The 20,899-nt window shown below is 64.8% G+C and carries 20 protein-coding genes; 10 read left to right on the forward strand and 10 right to left on the reverse strand.

All coding sequences use genetic code 11. The features are described 5' to 3' along the window. Window positions 1-2 precede the first annotated feature (2 nt). From JGU72_RS02875 to JGU72_RS02885, 3 genes are all read right to left on the reverse strand, one after another. Window positions 3-959, reverse strand: a complete 957-nt coding sequence (locus JGU72_RS02875) for a carbohydrate ABC transporter permease (RefSeq protein ID WP_199682219.1) — start codon at window positions 957-959, stop codon at window positions 3-5. Continuing rightward, window positions 956-2,302, reverse strand: coding sequence for an ABC transporter substrate-binding protein (locus JGU72_RS02880; protein WP_374101067.1), 1,347 nt, complete (start codon window positions 2,300-2,302; stop codon window positions 956-958). The genes JGU72_RS02875 and JGU72_RS02880 overlap by 4 nt, the downstream gene beginning before the upstream one ends. 159 nt (window positions 2,303-2,461) lie before the next feature. Further along, window positions 2,462-2,953 carry a YflT domain-containing protein gene (locus JGU72_RS02885; protein WP_199682221.1) on the reverse strand — a complete coding sequence of 164 codons (492 nt, stop codon included), beginning with the start codon at window positions 2,951-2,953 and terminating at the stop codon, window positions 2,462-2,464. A 92-nt stretch (window positions 2,954-3,045) separates the two neighbouring features. On the opposite strand from JGU72_RS02885, the gene JGU72_RS02890 reads away from it, so the two are divergent. The 5 genes from JGU72_RS02890 (at window position 3,046) to JGU72_RS02910 (ending at window position 8,468) form a co-directional block, all read left to right on the forward strand. Then, window positions 3,046-4,320 (forward strand): magnesium transporter MgtE N-terminal domain-containing protein, encoded by a 1,275-nt coding sequence (locus JGU72_RS02890; protein ID WP_199683168.1) that lies wholly within the window; start codon window positions 3,046-3,048, stop codon window positions 4,318-4,320. Further along, window positions 4,313-4,900, forward strand: a complete 588-nt coding sequence (locus tag JGU72_RS02895) for a DUF1003 domain-containing protein (protein WP_199682222.1) — start codon at window positions 4,313-4,315, stop codon at window positions 4,898-4,900. Before JGU72_RS02890 ends, JGU72_RS02895 begins: the two co-directional genes overlap by 8 nt. Window positions 4,901-5,016: 116 nt before the next feature. Continuing rightward, window positions 5,017-6,345, forward strand: coding sequence for a lytic transglycosylase domain-containing protein (locus tag JGU72_RS02900; RefSeq protein ID WP_199682223.1), 1,329 nt, complete (start codon window positions 5,017-5,019; stop codon window positions 6,343-6,345). A 118-nt stretch (window positions 6,346-6,463) separates the two neighbouring features. Further along, complete coding sequence (locus tag JGU72_RS02905; protein ID WP_199682224.1) at window positions 6,464-7,315, forward strand: lytic transglycosylase domain-containing protein; 852 nt, start codon at window positions 6,464-6,466, stop codon at window positions 7,313-7,315. Window positions 7,316-7,331: 16 nt separating this feature from the next. After that, a complete protein-coding gene (locus JGU72_RS02910) occupies window positions 7,332-8,468 on the forward strand; it encodes an Mrp/NBP35 family ATP-binding protein (protein WP_199682225.1) in 1,137 nt (378 codons plus the stop codon). Window positions 8,469-8,470: 2 nt separating this feature from the next. On the opposite strand, the gene tatB is transcribed toward JGU72_RS02910, so the two are convergent. From tatB to sigE, 4 genes are read right to left on the reverse strand one after another with little or no spacing between them, the layout of a single operon-like run. Next, window positions 8,471-8,854, reverse strand: a complete 384-nt coding sequence (gene tatB, locus JGU72_RS02915) for a Sec-independent protein translocase protein TatB (RefSeq protein WP_199682226.1) — start codon at window positions 8,852-8,854, stop codon at window positions 8,471-8,473. 18 nt (window positions 8,855-8,872) lie between these two features. After that, entirely contained in the window at window positions 8,873-10,372 is a 1,500-nt protein-coding gene (locus JGU72_RS02920; protein WP_199682227.1) for a S1C family serine protease, read from the reverse strand. Between the two features lie 10 nt (window positions 10,373-10,382). After that, window positions 10,383-10,712 (reverse strand): RNA polymerase subunit sigma-70, encoded by a 330-nt coding sequence (locus tag JGU72_RS02925; protein WP_199683169.1) that lies wholly within the window; start codon window positions 10,710-10,712, stop codon window positions 10,383-10,385. Window positions 10,713-10,753: 41 nt separating this feature from the next. Next, window positions 10,754-11,356 (reverse strand): RNA polymerase sigma factor SigE, encoded by a 603-nt coding sequence (gene sigE / locus JGU72_RS02930; protein ID WP_199683170.1) that lies wholly within the window; start codon window positions 11,354-11,356, stop codon window positions 10,754-10,756. A gap of 339 nt (window positions 11,357-11,695) precedes the next feature. Here sigE and JGU72_RS02935 point away from each other — a divergent pair, with 339 nt between their 5' ends. Further along, window positions 11,696-12,325 carry an O-methyltransferase gene (locus JGU72_RS02935; RefSeq protein WP_199682228.1) on the forward strand — a complete coding sequence of 210 codons (630 nt, stop codon included), beginning with the start codon at window positions 11,696-11,698 and terminating at the stop codon, window positions 12,323-12,325. A gap of 653 nt (window positions 12,326-12,978) precedes the next feature. Here JGU72_RS02935 and JGU72_RS02940 read toward each other — a convergent pair. Further along, complete coding sequence (locus JGU72_RS02940; protein WP_199682229.1) at window positions 12,979-13,881, reverse strand: endonuclease domain-containing protein; 903 nt, start codon at window positions 13,879-13,881, stop codon at window positions 12,979-12,981. 459 nt (window positions 13,882-14,340) lie between these two features. Here JGU72_RS02940 and JGU72_RS02945 point away from each other — a divergent pair, with 459 nt between their 5' ends. The 3 genes from JGU72_RS02945 to JGU72_RS02955 are packed head-to-tail and all read left to right on the forward strand — an operon-like array spanning window position 14,341 to window position 17,516. Further along, entirely contained in the window at window positions 14,341-14,991 is a 651-nt protein-coding gene (locus JGU72_RS02945) for a TetR/AcrR family transcriptional regulator (RefSeq protein WP_199682230.1), read from the forward strand. Then, the gene (locus JGU72_RS02950; RefSeq protein WP_199682231.1) at window positions 14,992-15,897 is read left to right on the forward strand and encodes an ABC transporter ATP-binding protein; all 906 of its coding nucleotides are present in this window, start codon (window positions 14,992-14,994) and stop codon (window positions 15,895-15,897) included. Then, on the forward strand, window positions 15,894-17,516 hold the full coding sequence (locus JGU72_RS02955; RefSeq protein ID WP_199682232.1) for an ABC transporter permease: 1,623 nt from the start codon (window positions 15,894-15,896) through the stop codon (window positions 17,514-17,516). Before JGU72_RS02950 ends, JGU72_RS02955 begins: the two co-directional genes overlap by 4 nt. A gap of 7 nt (window positions 17,517-17,523) precedes the next feature. On the opposite strand, the gene glgC is transcribed toward JGU72_RS02955, so the two are convergent. Beyond that, window positions 17,524-18,738, reverse strand: a complete 1,215-nt coding sequence (gene glgC / locus JGU72_RS02960; protein ID WP_199682233.1) for a glucose-1-phosphate adenylyltransferase — start codon at window positions 18,736-18,738, stop codon at window positions 17,524-17,526. 100 nt (window positions 18,739-18,838) lie between these two features. On the opposite strand from glgC, the gene glgA reads away from it, so the two are divergent. Beyond that, on the forward strand, window positions 18,839-20,014 hold the full coding sequence (glgA, locus tag JGU72_RS02965; protein WP_199682234.1) for a glycogen synthase: 1,176 nt from the start codon (window positions 18,839-18,841) through the stop codon (window positions 20,012-20,014). On the opposite strand, the gene JGU72_RS02970 is transcribed toward glgA, so the two are convergent. Next, complete coding sequence (locus JGU72_RS02970) at window positions 19,987-20,835, reverse strand: putative RNA methyltransferase (RefSeq protein WP_199682235.1); 849 nt, start codon at window positions 20,833-20,835, stop codon at window positions 19,987-19,989. The two genes, glgA and JGU72_RS02970, sit on opposite strands and share 28 nt — an antisense overlap. Window positions 20,836-20,899 lie beyond the last annotated feature (64 nt).

The following is a 20,899-nucleotide window of genomic DNA, read 5'->3' on the forward strand; positions in this document are numbered from 1 at the left end:
TACTACCGCCCCGCTTCCGGATCCGAGCCCGGCGCCGCGGCGCCGAACAGTTTGATGAAGATGAACGCGATGATGGCGACGCACAGGAAGATCAGCACGCTGATCGCCGACCCGATGCCGAGGTTGAACGTCTTGAACAGGTTGTCGTAGCCGAGGACCGAGAGCGATCCGGTGTCGTTGGCACCCCGCGTCATAACGTAGATGTTGTCGAAGATGCGGAAAGCGTCGAGCGTGCGGAACAGTAGCGCAACGAGAATCGCGGGCTTCATCAGCGGCAGAATCACGCGGACCAGGCGCGTCCACGAGCCGGCGCCGTCGACCTGCGCGGCCTTGAGCAGATCGTCGGGCACCAACGCCAACCCGGCAAGCAACAGCAGGGCCATGAAGGGCGTCGTTTTCCAGACCTCGGCGAGGATGATCACGCCCAGTGACGGAATCTGTTCTGCGAGTGGCGCATCCATGCCCGGCAGCAGACCCGCCAGGTAGCCGGTGCCGGGGGTCCACGCGTAATACCAGCTGTAAGCCGCCGCGACCGTGACGATTCCGTAGGGAATCAAAACGACTGTGCGCACTGTCCCGCGACCGACGAGCGTGCGATGCATGATCAGCGCCAGCATGAGACCGAGGACGAACTCGATCGCCACCGAAATGACCGTCAATGCAACCGTCACGCCGAAGGCCTGCCACCAGAACCCGTCGGTCAGCACCGCTTGATAGTTGGCGAACGCCACGAACTTTCGGTCGTCGGGAAACGCAAGGTTGTAGCGCTGCATGCTCAGCCACACCGCGTAGATCACGGGGTACGCGGTCACTGCGACCATCATGATCGCCGCAGGCGCGACAAGCAGAAGGCCGAGTCGTCGCTCAGCCTTCTTGCCCTCCGACAGCGCTACTTTCGTCTTCTTCTTCGGGGCCGCCGGCTCTGTAGCCGGCGGCGGACCTTCCAACGTATTCGTCATGGCACCAACCCCTCCGAGTTGACGGCTTTGCGCACTTGTTCGGCGAGCTCGTCGACGGTCCGTGGCGGATCGATGTCCTTCACGGGATTCAGCGTCGCCACGATCAGCGTCGAAATCGTTTGATAGACAGGGGAAACAGGGCGGACCGACGACGAATCGAGGCCTTCGCGAACCTCGCGCCACGCCGGGTACTTCTCCTGGAACGCGGGGTCGTCGTACAGCCCGGCGAGCGTGGGCGGCACACCCCCCGCGACCGCGTTGTTGCGCTGGTTGTCCCAGTTGCGCAGGCATTCCATCGCTTCGAAGGCGAAGTCCTCGTGCTCGGTCGTCTTGGCGACGGCGATGTTGAAACCACCGAGGGTGACCTTCGCGGGATCGCCCGGATTGATCGACGGGTACGGCGCGGCGAGAAAATTCCGCTCGCCGTCGACCGTCAGCACCGTGTTCCCGGTGTCCTGCGACGTCGGTTTGCCCTGCGCGTCGATGAACGCGACGCCGCCCTTCTCCGCATTCTCGATCATTCCCGGCAGCACGAACGGCCAGTTGACCTCGAACGCGGCATTACCGCTCTCCATCGAATAGCGCGCGATCGCTTCGTCGCTCTGCGAGAACGACGGATCGACCCCCTTGGCCGTCGCGACGCGTTTCATGATGTCGAGCGCTTTCAGTGCAGAGTCTCCGTCTGCCACCGTGACCGTGGTGCCGTCAGGCCCTACGACACTGCCGCCGGCACTCTCGAGCATTGTGTTGAACCACACCATCAGGCCCTCGTACTGCTTGGCCTGCACGCCGATTCGGCTCGGCCTGCCCTCGTCGGCCAATTGCCCGGCGATGTCGAGCAACTCGTCCCACGTTTGCGGGGGCTGCCCGTCCGGCATCAAATCCTTTCGATACCAGAGCAATTGCGTGTTCGTATTGAGCGGCGCCGCGTAGAGCTTGTCTTCCCACTTCGCCGATTCGAGCGGTCCCTGCAGCGTCCCCTCCGACACGGATGCAGCGACATCGTCGGGCAGTGGCAACGCCCAACCCGCCTCGGCGAACTCGGCGGTCCACACGACGTCGAGCGTCATGAGGTCCAGTGAGCGGTCGTTGCCGGTCAGGCGGCGAGCCAACTGCAGCCGCTGATCGTCGGCGTTCTTCGGCAGGGTCCGCTGCTCGATCTTGTAGCGGCCACCGGCGGCCTGCGTGCATACGTCGGCGGCCTGCGCGTACTGCTCGGCGCCGTCAGCTGCCGTGTAGAAGCTGAGGACGGTCCCGCTTTCGTCGGACCCGCAGGCGGCGAGCAGTGGGCTCGACACGACCACGGCAGCACCGAGAATCGCGAGCTTCTTTTGCAGCTGCACAGACCGCCTCCTTCGCCGGGTGCGCCGGTGCAATCGGCTGTGGACACCCCGCCCGAAGAGCGGCGAGCCGACGTCGACCTCGCACCGGTTCTCGAACATCCATTTTCAAACTATCCGAAACCGGTGCCAGACGATACGGGAAGGTCTCGCGACTCGCGCCTAAAGTGCCAGCTTCGCAAGGAGATCGCGGGCAGCCTCGGCGGTTTTCGGGTCGCACAGGACGTCGTAGCGGCCCGCCACCAATTGCATCGACGACGCGAAATCGCGTTGCCCGCGGGTAGCCGCGTACGGAATTGCGGTGGAGATGACGCCGAAAACGATGCCGCCGACGATGCCGACGGCCAACGGGCCGAACAGGCCGCCCGTCGTGAACAGGCCGAGTAGCAGGCCGAAGAACACGCCTAGCCAAGCACCCGAAACGATGCCGCCACCAATGACTTTCCCCCAGGTGAGGCGGCCGAGCACGCGCTCGACCTGCATCAGGTCGACACCGACGATCGTCACGTCCTCGACCGAAAACTGCTGGTCCGCAAGATAGTCGACCGCGCGCTGAGCTTCGGCGTACGTCGGATACGAGCCGATCGGCCAGCCCGTGGGCGGCGTGGGCAGCCCCTGGCTCACCCGATTCGGACCGCCAAGTGGATTCGTCATGACCCTATTGTGCCTGCATGACGGCGTCGCGGCGCGCCGCCAACCCCACCTGCTCGCACACCGCGCAAGCGGGGCGAACTAGCCTGACCCTCATGGCAGCGGTGAGCAAGGTGTTCGCCGCCAGGCTGGGCGGCCTGGTGGTGCTCGGCCCCGACGGGGAATCGGTCGGGCGAGTGCGGGACGTCGTTATCACCATTCGACTCGGTCGCCAACAGCCCCGCGTGATCGGCCTTGTGATCGAGTTGCTCAACCACAGAAGAATCTTCGTACCGATGCTGCGGGTCACCGCGATCGAACCGGGGTCGGTCACACTGACCACCGGCAACATCAGTTTGCGGCGGTTTGCGCAGCGACCCGGCGAGGTCCTGGTGCTGGCGCAGGTTCTCGATTCGCACGTGCGCGTCGACGATCCCGAACTCGACCAGTTGCTCGGCCACGACGTGATCGTGGTCGATATCGGGATCGAGATCACCCGGAGCCGCGATTGGGTCGTATCCAAAGTCGCCGTGCGTGGCCACCGCGCCCGGCTCGGGCGGCGGGCACCGATCCACGTCATCGAGTGGCAGCACATCCAGGGCCTGACGCCGAACGATCTCGCCCAGTTCGGCCAGGGTGTTTCCCAGTTGCTCCTGCAGTTCGAGGGCCTGCGCGCGGCCGACGTCGCCAATGCGCTGCGTGAACTACCGGAGAAACGTCGGCTCGAAGTGGCACTCGCGCTCGACGACGAACGACTTGCCGACGTCGTCCAGGAGCTACCCGACGACGATCAGGTCGAACTGCTCGGGCAATTCGACTCCGAACGCGCCGCTGACGTCCTCGAGGCAATGGACCCCGACGACGCCGCCGACCTCCTCGGCGAACTGCCGGACGCCGAAGCCGAGTCTTTGCTGCGATTGATGGATCCCGAAGAATCCGAGCCGGTTCGGCGGCTGCTCGCGCACTCCCCCGACACCGCCGGCGGCTTGATGACGCCGGAACCGGTGATCCTCAGCCCCGCAACGACTGTCGCAGAAGCGCTCGCACGGGTCCGGAACGCGGACTTGACGCCGGCGATCGCGAGCCTGGTGTTCGTTGCGCGACCACCCACCGCGACGCCGACGGGCCAGTACGTCGGTTGTGTGCATTTGCAGCGCCTGCTGCGCGAACCACCCGCGAGCTTGGTCGGTGGTGCGCTCGACACCGAACTGCCGAGACTGAGTCCGCAGGATCCGCTCAGTACGGTGACGCGCTACTTCGCGACCTACAACCTGGTGTGCGGACCGGTCGTCGACGATCAGGGGCATTTGCTCGGAGCGGTCACCGTCGACGACGTCCTCGATCATTTGCTGCCTGAGGACTGGCGCGAACACGAGGGCAGCAATGAGTGACTTCCGCAGCGCCGCGGACAAGGCGGCCTCGAACGCGCGGCAACGGCTCGAAACGCCCGTCGGGTCCCGTTGGTTTCGAATTCAATTCGACGTCGAAGCGGTCGGCCGTATCGGCGAAACGTTCGCGCGTTTTCTCGGCACCGGTCGTTATCTCGCGATGCAAACCGTGTTCGTCATCGTCTGGGTATTGCTCAACATCTTCGCCTACACGGTCCGCTGGGACCCGTACCCGTTCATCCTCCTGAACCTCGCGTTCTCGACGCAGGCTGCCTACGCCGCGCCCCTGATTCTGCTCGCCCAGAACCGGCAGGAGAATCGCGACCGCGTCGCACTGGAAGAGGATCGCGTTCGCGCCGCGCAAACGAAAGCCGATACCGAGTTCCTCGCACGCGAACTCGCAGCATTACGAATTGCTATCGGCGAGGTAACGACCCGTGACTATTTACGTCGCGAACTCGATGAACTGCGCGCACTTTTGATCGAACGAACAGCGAATTCCGGCGAAAACGTCAAACTTTCCGGCGGCTCGGGAAAACGCTCCGGAAGTGGCAAGTCACGCCGCGCCGACCAAGAGCTGTGAATTCATCCATTCGTAAGACCTGCGAATGCCCGGTATGTAGCCTGGAACACGTTGTCCCGAGCGGTCGATGGTGAGAATCGGCCGCTGACACGATTCTCCGCGGGTGGTGTTGTCGAATGCGTTTAAAGGCACCGGTCACTGTGTCCGTTCTTGTCCTAGCAGGACTGGTGTCGGCCGGATCGACGAGTGCGATCTCGAGCGGTCCTGATCCGAGGACGCCCGCGCCGCTTCTCTCTGCCGCGAGCGCGCAAGCGTTGGCGGCCAAGCCGATCGGAACGGTTGGGCTCGTCCCATCCACTCCCAAAACAGCGATGCAACTGCGCGCGGTCGTACCCGAAGGTTCACCGTTCACGGGCGGCATCCCGGTCGTTCGTGACGTCGCCCTGCCCGGCGTTCTCGGCGCCCTCGGCATCCCCGAGGTCGTGCTCGCCGCGTATCGCAATGCCGAGCTCGCACTCGCGGCGTCGCAGCCGGGCTGCGGAATCAGCTGGAACCTGCTCGCGGGCATCGGCCGAATCGAGTCCGGTCACGCGGGCGGCGGCCGAACCGATGTTGCCGGCACGACGCTGAGCCGCGTCCTGGGTCCGGTGCTGGACGGCAGCCTCGCCGGAAACAACGTGATCAGAGATACCGACGCCGGTGCGCTGGATGGCGACAACGCGCACGACCGCGCAGTCGGTCCGATGCAGTTCATCCCGGGCACGTGGCGTGTTTATGCGTCGGACGGCAACGCCGACGGCGTCGCGGATCCCAATAACGTCTTCGACGCCGCACTTTCCGCAGGTAAGTACTTGTGCTCCGGCGGCCTGAACTTGCGCGATCCCGCACAGGAAGTGCGCGCGATCCTGCGCTACAACAACTCGATGTCCTACGCCGCAAGCGTGCTGAGTTGGTCGGCCGCGTATCGAACCGGTGGCCAACCGTCCGCGGTCTCGATCTCCCCGGATCTGGTCCCACCGGGAACGTCGCCGATCGATTTCGACGCGCTCGCCCGCGAGGCAGACGCAACGACAACGACGACAACTCCGGGCGCGACTCCGTCGCCGTCCGGCACCACGACCACTCAGCAGCCGATGCTGAATCTTCCCGGCGTCGATGTTCCGTGTGGTGTGCTGTGCCCGCCCGGATTCGTGCCGCCCCCCGGAATGCTCAGGACCGAGCCATCGTCCACGACTCCGGCAACGCCGTCGGCCGAAGCCGGCCAGATGAATGCCGAGCAGGCACCCGCGGTCGATCCAGCGAACCAGCAGCAACCCGAACAGCAACCGCAGGTGCAGCAGCAACCGGCCACACCGAGCGCCGCCGAAGCACCCGTAGCGCCGCCGGTCGAAGCACCGGTTGCGCCGCAGCCTCCGCCGCCGCTGTTCCAGTTGCCACCACTGCCACCGCTGCCGTTCGTCCTGCCGACTTTCGCTCCGATCGGCGCGGTTCTGCCGTTACCTTGAAGTGATCTTTAAGGCCCATTAGATTACGGATGGATAACGACAAGCCGTCCAACTCGGGTACCCTCGACTCCGTTCTGCAAACGGAGTGCCTCGTAAGAGGCCGACGGAGGTTTTTCGAGTGGGTCGCCATAGCAAGCAAACCGTCTCTGCGACCCGGCGAAATTCGCTGATTGCACTGTCTGGGCTTGTCCCGGCTGGTTTGGTTGCCGCCGCTTCCGCCGCAGGTGCGTCTTCCGGAGTGCCGTTTCTCGCGGACACCGCCACGCACGCGCCGGAGTCGAATCCTCTTGCCGCTCAACCGCAATCGAATTCCACCTCGAATGCCCAATTGCCAATTCCGGAAATCGAACCTGCTGCCGCACCTGCAGCCCCCGCAGCGCCTGCCGCCCCGGCTCTGCCCACGAGCCTCGCCGCCGGCCCACTCGGCGTACCGGAAATCAACCAGGCCGCGTACAAGGCGGCCGCCGACACGCTCGCAACGCAGGACGCGCCGTGCGGAATTCCGTGGACGCTGATCGCCGGAATCGGCCGGGTCGAATCCACGCATGCCAACGACGGCAAAGCCGATGAGAGCGGCAACCTCCTCACACCGATCTACGGTCCGATCCTGAACGGCAGCCTTGCGGGCAACAACGTCATCCACGACAGCGACGGTGGCGCCCTCGACGGAAACGGGACCTACGACCGCGCCGTCGGGCCGATGCAGTTCCTTCCCGAGACCTGGAAGCGCTACGCGGCAGACGGCAACGGCGACGGCGTCGCCGATCCGCAAAACCTCTTCGACGCGGCGCTGACGACCGGCAAGTACCTCTGCGACGGCGGCCTCAATCTCCGCGACATTGCGCAGGAAACACGTGCGGTGCTGCGCTACAACAATTCGATGGCGTACGTCGCGAACGTCCTGGCGTGGTCACTCGGGTACGCGACCGGCACCAACCCACCAGCCGAGGCGCTACCCGCTATCCACTGATACGTAGGATCGTCCTATGCCAGTCGTTACGGAATCCGAGGTTCGCGCAGCTCTCTCCCGCGTCGACGACCCCGAGATCCGCAAACCGATCACAGAACTCGGGATGGTCAAGAGCGTTGTCGTCGGTGACGACTCCTCTGTGGACATCGTCGTGTACCTGACCACCTCCGCCTGCCCGATGCGAACCGAGATCACACAGCGCGTCACGAAGGCTGTCGCGGACGTCGAGGGGGTCGGGGTGATTCGCGTCGATCTCGACGTGATGAACGACGAGCAGCGCACGGAGCTGCGCAAATCGTTGCGCGGCGACTCCGGCGAGCCGGTGATTCCGTTCGCGCAACCCGGCTCGCTGACCCGCGTCTACGCGGTCGCGTCCGGCAAGGGCGGCGTCGGCAAGTCGAGCATCACGGTCAATCTCGCAGCCGCCATGGCCGCCAAGGGATTGTCTGTCGGGCTGCTCGACGCCGACATCTACGGTCACTCGATTCCCCGCATGCTCGGGACCGACGCTCGACCGACTCAAGTCGAGAAGATGATCCTCCCGCCGGTCGCACACGATGTGAAAATGATCTCAATCGCCCAGTTCACGACGGGGAACACGCCCGTAGTCTGGCGCGGTCCGATGCTGCACCGTGCGCTGCAGCAGTTCCTCGCCGATGTCTTCTGGGGCGACCTCGATGTGCTGCTGCTCGACCTCCCGCCGGGCACCGGAGACATCGCAATCTCGATCGCACAGCTGATCCCGAGCGCCGAAATTCTTGTCGTCACGACACCGCAACCGGCAGCCGCAGAGGTGGCCGAGCGCGCCGGGGCAATTGCTCTGCAAACCAGGCAGCGCGTGGTCGGCGTCGTCGAGAACATGTCGTGGATGGAAATGCCCGACGGCAGCCGGATGGACGTGTTCGGGTCCGGCGGCGGTCAGGTCGTCTCGGATCGCCTGACGAAGGCCGTTGGCGCCAAAGTTCCTCTGCTGGGCCAGATTCCGCTCGAGCAGGGCGTCCGTGAAGCCGGCGACGACGGCGTGCCGATCGTGCTGCGGTCCCCCGACTCACCGGCCGCGATCGCGCTGAAGTCGGTCGCCGACAAGCTGTCGGTCCGGCAGCGCGGGCTCGCGGGAATGTCACTCAGCATCGACACCACGCGGCGGCTCTGAGGTCAGGTAGCGTCCGGATCGATCGGCGGGCGCTCGCCCGCGTTGGTCGACTGCGGCTTTTCCAAACTTGGCCGCTTCGTGGCCCCGTTGGGCTTCTCGAAGGTGGTGAAGATCGAATCGTCGCCGTCGAGAATGTGCTTGGTGATCATGGTCCGCGGGGTCATGCCGCGTAGCTGGTTCAGTTCGGACAGCGGTTTGCGCAGATCGTCGAACTCGGGACCGAGTTCGTCCTTCAGCTGCTTCGTCGCGCCGCTCGCATAGTCGCGGACCTGACGTAGCGACTTGGTCACCCACATGACGGCGCCGGGCAGCCGCTCTGGGCCGAGAATGACCAGGGCTGCGACCAGCAGCACCATCATCTCTGCCCACCCGATGTTTCCGAACATTCTTGCCTCCTACAGGCGTCAATCGGAGGCGAGCGTCACCTGCACGTCGACGAGCCTGCCATCCCGTATCAACTGCACGGGGACTGTCGCGCCGATCGGCTGTTGCTGCACCGCCACAGTCAGCTCGTCCGCGTTCGCGACCGTACGGTCACCGACCTTGACGATGACGTCCTTCTCGATAATCCCGGCTTGCGCCGCAGGACCATTATCCTTGACGGCAGCGACCTCCGCGCCCACTGTCGCGTCGTTCACGACGGAACGCGCGCTCACACCGATTTCGGGGTGATGCATCACACCATCGCGAATGAGGGCCTGCGAGACGCGGGTCACGTCGTCGATCGGGATTGCGAAGCCGAGGCCGACCGAACCACCGCTCGCACTGCGGATAGCCGAGTTGATCCCGATGACCTTGCCTTCGAAATCGACCAGCGGACCGCCGGAGTTGCCCGGGTTGATCGCTGCGTCGGTTTGGACTGCGTCGATCACGGCGTCGGTATCGGTATCGGAACCCTCGCCGCCCAATCGCACTGGGCGATGCAGCGCGCTGACGATTCCCGATGTGACGGTCTTGTTCAGACCGAGGGGCGAGCCGACCGCGATAACGTCTTGTCCGACAAAGACATCCGCCGACTTGCCGAGCTGGGCGACCGACAGATTGTTCACCTCGGTCTTGAGTACCGCCAGGTCGGTCTTGATGTCGCGACCAACGATCCGCGCCGCAGCCTTGGTGCCGTCGGAGAAGAGAACCTGAATCTTCGCGTCACCGTTGTCGTCGTTGGCGGCCATCGAGATGACGTGGTTGTTCGTCGCGATGTAACCCTGACCGTCGATGACCACACCGGAACCGGTGCTGCCGTCGTCGCCGTCTGTGACCTGAATCGAGACGACCGCGGGGAGAACAGCGTCCGCGACCTTCGCCACTTGACCGTGCGCGATGTCTGTATCGTCACCGACCTGCTGCAGAGCGACCTTCTGGCTCGTCAAATCACCGCTGAATTCGGCAGTGACGCGGCCGAAGATTCCGCCGATCGCGCCGACGACAAGTGCAACGGCGGCAAGTATCGCAAGGGTGCGCGGCGCCACGCGCCCGCCGAACAGAACTTCGCGCACACCGAGTTTGTGGCCCGAAGGCACCGGCGGCGGAACCGGCTTCTGCAGAGCCGGCGGCCCCAGCTGCGCCCCGGCAGCCGGATCGCGCCACGGATCGGGAGCTTCCTGCGGCTCGACAGGGGGGACTTCGTCCGGATCTCTTTGCAGCGATTCCGTTGCACCCGGCGGCCGGCCGAAGGCCTCCGCGAGGATCGGATCCGGGGGACGGACGTTCAGTTCGGGCGAGTCCGCGACGCGACGGGCGGCGGGTGAAAACGAACCCTCGACGCCGGAGGGGCGACCGAACGCGCGAGTGAACGACTGATCGATCTCAGGCCTGTAGACAGGTCTCGGGCCGAGGACGGGCGCATCCGGGGGCCGCAGATTCCCTGACTCCGATTGCCTGTGGATGGTCGATTCCGAGGTCACCCTGCAAACTCTACTTGCGCCAGCGCAGCGACCAGCGTTTGCTGTGCTCGCCTGCGGGATAGTCGGAGCCACACAGGGGGAATTCACCTGTCGGGATACGGCTGAGTGCGCCCAGCAGCGACGAGGGCATGGCGACCTCGGCGGCACGCCGGAGCGCACCGCGGGCCTGCTGCTGCGCCTCGACCTCGTGTGCGCAGTCAGCGCAGATACCGATGTGCTGGGCGGCTCGCATATAGGCATTCATGCGCAATTCGCCGTCGACGTACGCGGCGATGGCCTCACTGGCCAGATGCTCAGTGGACCCGAATTTCCTGGGCTCGGGCTTCTCCGCCGGTGGCATCCAATCCTCCTGGTCGTCGCCGAGCGGCAATACCGACCGCGTCACCGGAGCGCGCTGCCGACCTTGTCGTCCGACTGGTGTGCCAGGTACTCGCGCAACGCCTGACGACCACGATGGATCCGGCTTCGCACGGTACCGAGCTTCACTCCCAGTGTGGCACCGATCTCCTCGTACGACAGACCTTCCACGTCACAGAGCACAACCGCGGCGCGAAATTCGGGTGCGAGGGAGTCGAGCGCCGATTGCAGATCCGGATCCAGGCGCGATTCGTGATACGCCTGTTCGGGTCCCGGACCTTCGGCAGGCACACGGTCGTAATCGTCGGGCAGTGCTTCCATGCGGATGCGATTGCGGCGCCGGACCATGTCTAGGAAGAGGTTCGTAGTAATGCGGTGCAGCCAGCCTTCGAAGGTGCCGGCTTGGTAGTTGGACAGCGACCTGAAAACGCGGATGAACGTTTCTTGTGTCAGGTCTTCTGCGTCCTGCGGGTCACCGGACAGTCGATAGGCCAGCCGGTAGACGCGGTCCGCGTGCTCGCGCACGAGGTCGTCCCACGACGGCATTGCCGCCTGGTCACCAGTGGCATCGAAAGCGGCCGTACCGCTCAGTTCTGGATCGGAATCCTGTGGCAGCCCGTCGACCATCCCCACCCGCGCATCCTCCGGGAGGCTCGAATAGTCGCGTTCCGCGTTGACGGTGTGGATGGGTGGAACCTCCTAGTAGAGACCACAAGCGCCTGTAGTCACGTCACATGCCCGTGTATCGATTTCAAACTCCCCGGGCGGTCGCTTTGTTCCCGGTACCGAGTTATTCGAAACAAACGTGCGTCGCGATGTCCTGCGCTGATGATCCGATGATCCTTCGTGGAAGTAACTGTGCTTTATCGCGTTATGCCCGTCTTATGAAGAGCCTGAGGGGAGCCTGAGAAATCTTGCCCGACGCGCCTGACAGACCGAGCGGGCGCGCGACGATAACCTCGAACCGTGGACAATGCGCAACGAACTCTTTCCTACGTCGAAGAATCCGTGGTCGAAGACGAGATTCTCATCGCCGCCAGGGAGCGAGCCGACGATCTGGGCGCTGCACCCATTCCGCCGTCGGTCGGTGCGTTGCTCAGCATGTTCGCGCAGTTGCTCGCCGCCAAGACGGTCGTCGAGATCGGTACCGGCGCAGGAATCAGCGGACTCTGGCTGCTCGACGGCATGCGCGACGACGGCACGCTCACCACGATCGACGCAGAACCCGAGCATCAGCGCGCCGCCAAGGAAGCTTTCCGGTCGGCGGGTATCGCCAGCCCGCGCACCCGGCTGATCAACGGTCGGGCCCTCGACGTCCTCCCCCGACTCGCCGATGGCGCCTACGACCTCGTCTTCGTCGACACAACCCCGGCCGACCACCCCCACTACGTCGAACAGGGCGTCCGACTGCTTCGCCCGGGCGGGTTGATCGTCTTCCACAACGCACTGCTGGGCGGTCGCGTGGCGGACGGGGGCCAGCGTGACGCCACAACCGTCGCCGTCCGGTCCGCCGCCAGGGCCATCGCCGACGACAATCGCCTGACCAAGGTCCTCATCCCGGTCGGCGACGGGCTCCTCTGCGCGTCGCGGGGGTAGTCGGGGTCCGTTCGGCGGGCGGGTCGTGATCACGAGGAAAAGGCGCACACTTGCGGCGCGTCGCTGACCCGTTGCTCGTGCTCACGACGCAGCACTCCGTTCGGCGGGTCTGATCACGACCAAAAGGCCCACACTCACGGCGCGTCGCTGACCCGTTGCTCGTGCTCACGACGCAGCACTCCGTTCGGCGGGTCTGATCACGACCAAAAGGCCCACACTCACGGCGCGTCGCTGACCCGTTGCTCGTGCTCACGACGCGCGATCCGTCCGGCGGCCGTGATCACGACCAAAAGGCCCACACTCACGGCGCGTCGCTGACCCGTTGCTCGTGCTCACGACGCGCGATCCCTCCGGCGGGCCTGATCACGACCAAAAGGCCCACCCTCACGGCGCGTCGCTGACCCGTTGCTCGTGCTCACGACGCAGCACCTGTGATCACGACCAAAAGGCTCACCCTCACAGCGCGTCGCTGACCCGTTGCTCGTGCTCACCACGCAGCACCCGTCCGACGGGCCTGATCACGACCAAAAGGCACACCCTCACGGCGCGTCGCTGACCCGTTGCTCGTGCTCACGACGCAGCACCCGTCCGACGGGCCTGATCACGACCAAAAGGCACACCCTCACGGCGCGTCGTGGACCCGTTGCTCGTGCTCACGACGCAGCGCAGACAGGGGTCCGCTCCTCCAGATGCTTCGATAGCCGCCGGACGAGTTGACTGGGCCAGCGTCGAACGTCGTCAACTGTGATCGGAACGATCAGCCAGCCATGTTCCTGCAGCCACGCGATGCGTACCTTGTCCCTGCGGACCGCTCGCGGGCCGGTATGGAAATCGTCGGAATCGTACTCGGCGCCGAGTTTGGCGGCTTCCCAAGCGAAGTCGAGGTAGAAGCGCTCGATTCCCCAATTGTCGACTATTGGCAGTTGGAGGTCAGGTTTCGGCAGGTCGGCGTCCAGTATCACGAGCCGCGTTTCGGACTCCATCGGCGAGCCCGCCCGACCGTCGGCAACCCGAATCAACGGCCGGACGTGGGCCATCCCCCGGCGCCCCGATTGGGCATCGGCTGCGGCCGTAAGGTCGTCGACAGTGCACAGTTTGGTTGCCAAAGCTGCGTCGAGGGTCGCGAGGGCACGGGGTCGCGGCAGTGTGCGCGCAACCTCGACGGCGGTCCACGCCGGCGCAGTCACGAGCTGGGCACCGACGCGTTGGATCGGCGCGTCCAATTGCTGATGGACGACGAGGCCCTTGTGGCCGTGGACATGACGCGCGCCCGGATCGAGGATGTGGACGTCGACCACGCCCTCGGTGTCGAACCCATAGATCGCTGCCGCAGAACTTCGGCACGCGGTCACTTCCTGGCCGTACACCTTGGTCAGTCCGGCAAGCTTGACGTTTATCGTCGGCAAACGGTCGGTATAGACGCCGTGCCAGAGCGCGACGATTTCGCCGCGTCGCACCAGACCGCGCATGACGCCTCGCGATGCGACGGCATAGATCTCGGGGACGGTCACCGCTCCCGCGTTGGCTTCGAACAGCTCTCGTAAGTTGCTTTCCATCCACGAATCGTCACGACCGCCCACCGTGGGGACTGCGCAAAAGCCCAGGTGACAAATTGCCCTGTGGATAACTGCGAGCCTGTGGATGGGCTGCGTCGGAGCAGGTCAGGGTGTGGACGGGGAGCTTGCCGCCTACGATTGCGTGGCGCTCGACAAGATTTCCGGATTCAGTCGCTGCCGCCACGATCACGACCATCGGGTCAGCAACACGCCGCGCGCACGAGCCCTTTCCTCGTGATCATCGCCAGCAGCCCGCTCCCCCCGGCCAATCCGCTCGCCCCCGCCACGAGCACGACCATCGGGTCAGCAACACGCCGCACGCACGAGCCCTTTCCTCGTGATCACCACCAGCAGCCCGCGCCACCTCACCCTTTCCTCGTGATCACCACCAGCAGCCCTATCCCACCGCCCACCCGCCCACCCTTGCGCCCCATTGAACACACGTTTAAACTCTTAAACATGCGTTCAGCCACCGCTGATCTCACGACTCGGGCTCGCATTCGGGACGCGGCCGTCGTCGTGTTCGGCCAACAGGGATTCTCGACGGGGGTTCGTGCCGTCGCGACCGCCGCCGGTGTGTCCCCCGGCCTCGTAAATCACCATTTCGGGTCCAAGGAAGGACTTCGGGCGGTGTGCGACGACTATGTTCTCGACGTCATTCGGACGGACAAGGCCGACTTTCTCACCGCGCCCAGCGCATCGAGCATGATTGCAAAGCTCGCCGACATCGAGCAGTATGCGCCACTCATCGCGTACATCCTGCGCAGTTTCCAAACCGGCGGGACATTGGCGGAATTACTGTTCGAGCACATGGTGACGAACGCGGAGCTCTACCTCGCGGAAGGTGTTGCGGCAGGGACGTTGCGGCCAAGCAGGGACCCCGCCGCCCGAGCTCGATATGCCGCGATCCAGGGACTGGGTGGGCTGCTGCTCTACTTTCAGCTCCACACGAACGGCGAAAACGTCGACTACGCCAAGGCACTTCGCGAATACTCGGATGCAACAACGCTTCCCGCGCTGGAGCTTTACACCGACGGCATGCTCACCGACTCGTCCCTACTCGACGGCTATCTCGAAAATCGCTCCACCACTGCGGAACAGGAGATGTGAATGTCTGGGATCATCGAAGTTCGCAACTTGCACAAGCACTTCGGCGCCGTGCATGCACTCGACGGACTGGACCTATCGGTATCCGAGGGTGAAGTTCATGGCTTCCTCGGACCGAACGGCGCAGGCAAGTCCACAACGATCCGGGTACTCCTCGGCATTCTGCGTGCGACGTCGGGCGAGGTCAGCTTGTTCGGCCGCGATCCATGGCACGACGCGGTCGACCTCCATCGCGACATCGCCTATGTACCAGGCGATGTCACGCTGTGGCCCAACCTCTCGGGCGGCGAAACGATCGACCTCCTCGCACGGCTGCGGGGTGGAATCGACACGGCTCGACGCGCAGAGCTGATCGAGCGCTATGCCCTCGACCCCCGCAAGAAGGCGCGGACCTACTCGAAGGGCAACCGGCAGAAGGTCGCGCTGGTCTCCGCCTTCTCGTCGAATGCGACGCTACTGCTGCTCGACGAACCGACCTCGGGCCTGGATCCGTTGATGGAACAGATCTTTCGCGAATGCGTTGCCGAAGCACGCGAGCGTGGCGCGACGGTGCTGCTGTCCAGCCATATCCTCTCCGAGGTCGAGGCGCTGTGCGAACGCGTGACGATTATCCGGGCCGGCCAGACGGTCGAGACGGGCACGCTCGAATCGATGCGGCACCTGAGCCGCACCTCAATCACTGCCGAACTGACTGGCGACCCAGGCGATTTGACGAGAATCGAAGGCGTCGAGGACGTGCAGATCGACGGCAGCACGTTGCACTGCCAGGTCGAGAGTGCGGGCCTGGGCGAGCTGATTCGCGTTCTCGGTGACGCCGGAGTGCGCTCACTCGTCAGCAAACCGCCGACGTTGGAGGAGCTGTTTCTCCGCCACTACGAGACCGATGGCAGGGAGAAGGTGTCGGTATGACGACCGCGACCGCGACTCGTCCCCCGCAGGCGACAACCGCCGACTTCACAGGCACGCTGTACCAGCTGCGACTGTTCCTCCGCCGGGACCGCGTCTCGATGCCGCTGTGGGTCTTGGTGTTCGGCTTCGCACCGGCGTTGTACGTACAGAGCATCGACGACCTCTATACGGACCCCGCCGCGCTGGCCGAATTCGCCGAGACGACAAAGGCAAGCCCCGCCGAAATCGCCATGTACGGACCGATTTTCAACGACAGCCTCGGCCAGGTCGGGCTGTGGAAAGCGGGAATGTACTTCACGCTGATCGGGATCGCGATGATTCTGACCGTCATCCGGCACACCCGGATGGAAGAAGAGTCGGGACGATCCGAGCTGCTCGATTCGACTGCCGTCGGCCGGTATTCGGGGTTGACCGCCGCACTGGCTCTCGCATTCGGCGCCTCGTCGGTAATCGGAATGCTGTGCACCGCAGGTCTACTCGGAATCGGGCTGCCCGTCGGCGGTTCGATTGGGTTTGGGCTGGCTATGGCCGGCTCGGGATTCGTCTTCACTGCGGTCGCCGGGGTCGCCGCCCAGCTGAGCACCAGCGCACGCGTGTCACGCGGTGTCGCTCTCGGTTTCCTCGGTACGACCTACGCGCTCCGCGCCGTCGGCGACGCAGGCTCGGGAACACTGTCCTGGTTGTCGCCGCAGGGGTGGTCCCTGCAACTTCGGCCGTTCGCCGACGAGCGCTGGTGGGTTCTGCTGTTACTCCTCGGTGCGACCGTCTCGTTCACCGCAGTCGCTTACGTTCTACTGGTCCGCCGGGACGTGGGTGCGGGGCTGATTCCGGAACGCCCGGGCGCGCCCGCGGCTTCGCCGGCGTTGAGCGGCACGCTTGGGCTCGCGTGGCGAATGCATCGCGGCACCCTGCTCGCGTGGACCGTTGGACTTTCCATCTACGGCTTGCTCATCGGTGGCGCTGCCGACAGCATCAGCGGCCAATTGGGCGATAGCGAAACGATCCGCGACATCATCACCCGGTTCGGGGGAACGGAGTCGCTCGAGGATTCTTTCGTCGCCTACGGCTTCAGCATGCTCGGCGTGGCGGGTGCCGCGTTCGCGATCTCGGCGGCTCTTCGCCTGTACGCCGAGGAGAACGCTAGTCGGAGCGAAACACTTCTCGCTGGAGCGGTCGGCCGATCTCGTTGGGCAACAAGTCATATCACGTTCGCTCTGCTCGGGCCCGCCGTAGCGATGTTTGTTGCCGGAGTGCTCGGCGGAATCGCCTACGGCGCTTCTGTCGGCGATATCGGCGGCAAACTTCCTGGAGTCATCGGGGGCGCGCTGGTCCAACTACCTGCGATCTGGCTGCTCGCCGGGATCACGGTGGCGCTGTTCGGCATCGTTCCACGGTTCACTCCTGTCGCGTGGGGCGTGCTCGCAGCCTTCGGACTGATCTTCATGATCGGCTCGATAATCGATGCGCCGCAATGGGTTCGCGATCTCGAACCGTTCACTCACCTGCCGAAGTTGCCGGGCGGCGAATTCCACGTGGCGCCGGTCGTCAGCCTCCTCGCCCTCGCGGGAGCCTTGCTCCTGATCGGGCTGGTGAGCTTCCGCAGGCGTGATTTGCGCTAGCCGACCCTCAGATCCAGACGCCCTTGCCGACGGTGACCACACCACCGTTGCTCAGGGTGAAGCGGGAGCGATCGCGTTCGATGTCGACACCGATGACCTCCCCTTCACCGACGACGACGTTCTTGTCCAGAATCGCGCGGCGAACGACGGCACCCCGCCCGATGCGCACGCCGGGCATCAGCACGCTGCCTTCGACGGTCGCGCCGTCCTGGATGACAACGTTGCTGCTCAACACCGAATTGCGGACTGTTGCGGCGGACAGAATGCAACCAGCGCCGACGACGGATTCCTGTGCGAGGCCGCCTTGCGCGAACTTCGCGGGCGGCAGATTCTCGGCCGCACCCCGGATGGGCCAGCGCCGGTTGTAGAGGTTGAAGACCGGGTGCACCGATACGAGGTCCATATGCGCGTCGTAGAAGGCGTCGATAGTTCCGACGTCTCGCCAATAGCCGCGGTCGCGGTCCGTTGCGCCCGGGACGATGTTGTCCTTGAAGTCGTAGACGGCGGCCTCGCCCGCAGCGACGAGCGCAGGAATGATGTCGCCGCCCATGTCGTGGTCGGAATCGGAGTTCTCGGCGTCCGCGCGAATCGCGTCGACCAGCGTTTTCGTCGTGAACACGTAATTGCCCATCGATGCGAACGTCATGTTCGGGTCGTCGGGCGTACCCGGCGGATGCGCCGGCTTTTCCAGAAATTGAACGATTCGCCCGCTGTCGTCGCTGTCGATGCAGCCGAACGCCGTCGCCTCGCTTCGCGGGACGCGGATACCGGCCACGGTGACCCCCGCGCCCGACTCGATGTGTTGGTCGACCATCTGCTCGGGGTTCATCCGATAGACGTGATCAGCGCCGAAAACCACGATGTACTCGGGATCTTCGTCGTAGATCAGGTTCATCGACTGGAGGATCGCGTCCGCGCTGCCCGTGTACCAGCGCGGTCCGAGGCGTTGCTGCGCGGGCACCGGAGTGATGTACTCCCCGGCGAACCCGGACAGGCGCCACGTCTGGCTGATGTGCCGGTCCAGCGAGTGCGACTTGTATTGCGTCAGCACACAAATCCGCAGATATCCGGCATTGACCAGGTTGCTCAGTACGAAATCGATCAGCCGGTAGGCACCGCCGAACGGAACTGCGGGCTTCGCCCGGTCTGCGGTCAGTGGATACAGGCGTTTGCCGACCCCACCGGCAAGCACGATCCCAAGCACATGCGGCTGGCTCCTCACACTCCAAACCTATCCGTACCCACCCGCACCCGCCAGCGGGACCTCCCGTTCCGCACACAGCGAGTCGCCTCGAGTCTGTTGGAGCGGTTACGTTTACCGAGTGCGGGTAGCGATGATGACGCGGGAATACCCGCCCGAGGTCTACGGCGGCGCCGGTGTTCACGTCACGGAGCTCGTGGCGCAGTTGCTCCTGCTGTGTGACGTCGACGTGCACTGCATGGGCGCACCGCGAAGCGATGCGGTCGTCCACGGTGCGGATCCGGCTCTCACTCAGGCCAATTCGGCGATGCAGATGTTGTCTGCCCAGATTCGTATGGCCACCGCCGCGGCGGGAGTCGACATCGTCCATTCGCACACCTGGTACGCCGGATTTGCCGGTCATCTCGCCGCCACGCTGCACGACGTGCCCCACGTCCTCACCGCGCACTCCCTCGAACCACGGCGGCCGTGGAAGGCCGAACAACTCGGCGGCGGTTACCGGATCTCGTCGTGGTCGGAGCGCAACGCAGTCGAGCATGCCGACTCGATCATCGCCGTCAGCGAGGGCATGCGACTCGACGTACTCGACGCCTACCCCGCCGTCGACCCCGCACGAGTCCACGTGGTGCACAACGGGATCGACACCGACGTCTGGTACCCCGCGGGGGCGACCGGTCCCACCGAATCGTTGCTGACCGCGCTCGGCGTCGACACCACTAAACCCCTGGCGGTGTTCGTCGGACGCATCACCCGGCAGAAGGGTGTCGCACATCTGCTGGCCGCGGCAGCGGACTTCGCACCCGAGATCCAGCTCGTCCTTTGCGCAGGTTCGCCGGATACTCCGGACATCGAAGCCGAAGCTGCTGCCGCCATTGCCGACCTCGCCGAACGTCGCGCAGGCAACGTGCACTGGGTGCGCGCCAAGATTCCGGCCACCCAGTTACGAGAACTGCTTTCCGCGGCAACCGTATTCGTTTGCCCGTCCGTCTACGAACCGCTCGGCATCGTGAACCTCGAGGCCATGGCCTGCGAGACCGCTGTGGTGGCGTCCGACGTCGGCGGCATTCCGGAGGTCGTCACCGACCGCGTGACGGGCCGGTTGGTGCACTACAACGTCTACGAACCTCGGGCTTTCGAGAAGCACCTGGCGGAGGCGGTCAACGACGTTGTCGCGAATCCCGATCTGGCGCGCACGATGGGCCGAGCAGGGCGCGAACGCGCGATGGCAGATTTCTCGTGGCCCCAGATCGCGCAGCAGACGTTGTCCGTCTACTCGGAAGCGCTCCGCGGCCGGTAGGTCGATATGACGACCGATGCGGTCGTCGACAGTTCTTCCGGCAACCCTGCGATCAGCTCGGCGCGGCGTTGCGGTGTGATGTGGTGCGCAGAGGGACCCATCGCCACAACCGCCTCCATCGCAGCGGCATCCAGCGTCATCGCGTAGTCGACGGGAACACGCTGCACGCGCTCGAAGCGGCCGGCCATGGCATCACCCAACCGGCGCGTCTTGTCGTCGTCGACCCGGACCATTCCAAGCGGATCGACGAGTTCGCGCAGGTGCCGCGAGGTCGGCGTCGCGACCACGTACACGCCATCGGCCGCGAGCACTCGACGAACCTCGTCTGCGTTGCGCGGCGCGAAGATCGACAGTGCGTGGGTGAGGCAATCGTCGAGGATGGGCAACCGCTGCCAGGCGTCCGCCACGACAGCAGCGATGGCGGGATGGATGCGCGCAATTCGGCGCGCTGCGATTTTCGATACATCCATGCCGATTCCGACCGAATCAGGAACGTTCGTAACGGCCCGGCACAAGTAGTGGCCGGTACCGGCACCGACCTCGAGGATGCGCGCCGGGCCTTGTGCATGCTCTGCAACGGCCTGCGCGACGGCATCGGCGATCGGGTCGAAGTGGCCGGCATCGAGAAACGTGGCTCGTGCTGCCACCATCTCCGCGGTATCGCCGGTGATCTTGCTGGCCGTGCCCGTCGCGAGGCTGACATAGCCCTGCCGGGCGATATCGAAGCTGTGCCCACGCGCACACAGGAGCACGGAATCTTCGTGTTCCAACGGGCCACTGCAGTTCGGGCACGCGAGGAGCGCAGCCGCTTCGGCCAGCATTATCGGCAACTGAACAACAAATGGCCCCGCGTGCCGAACGACAAACGGGGCCGACGACAAAGGA

The organism is Antrihabitans auranticaus (genome assembly GCF_016481275.1).
GTDB lineage: Bacteria > Actinomycetota > Actinomycetes > Mycobacteriales > Mycobacteriaceae > Antrihabitans.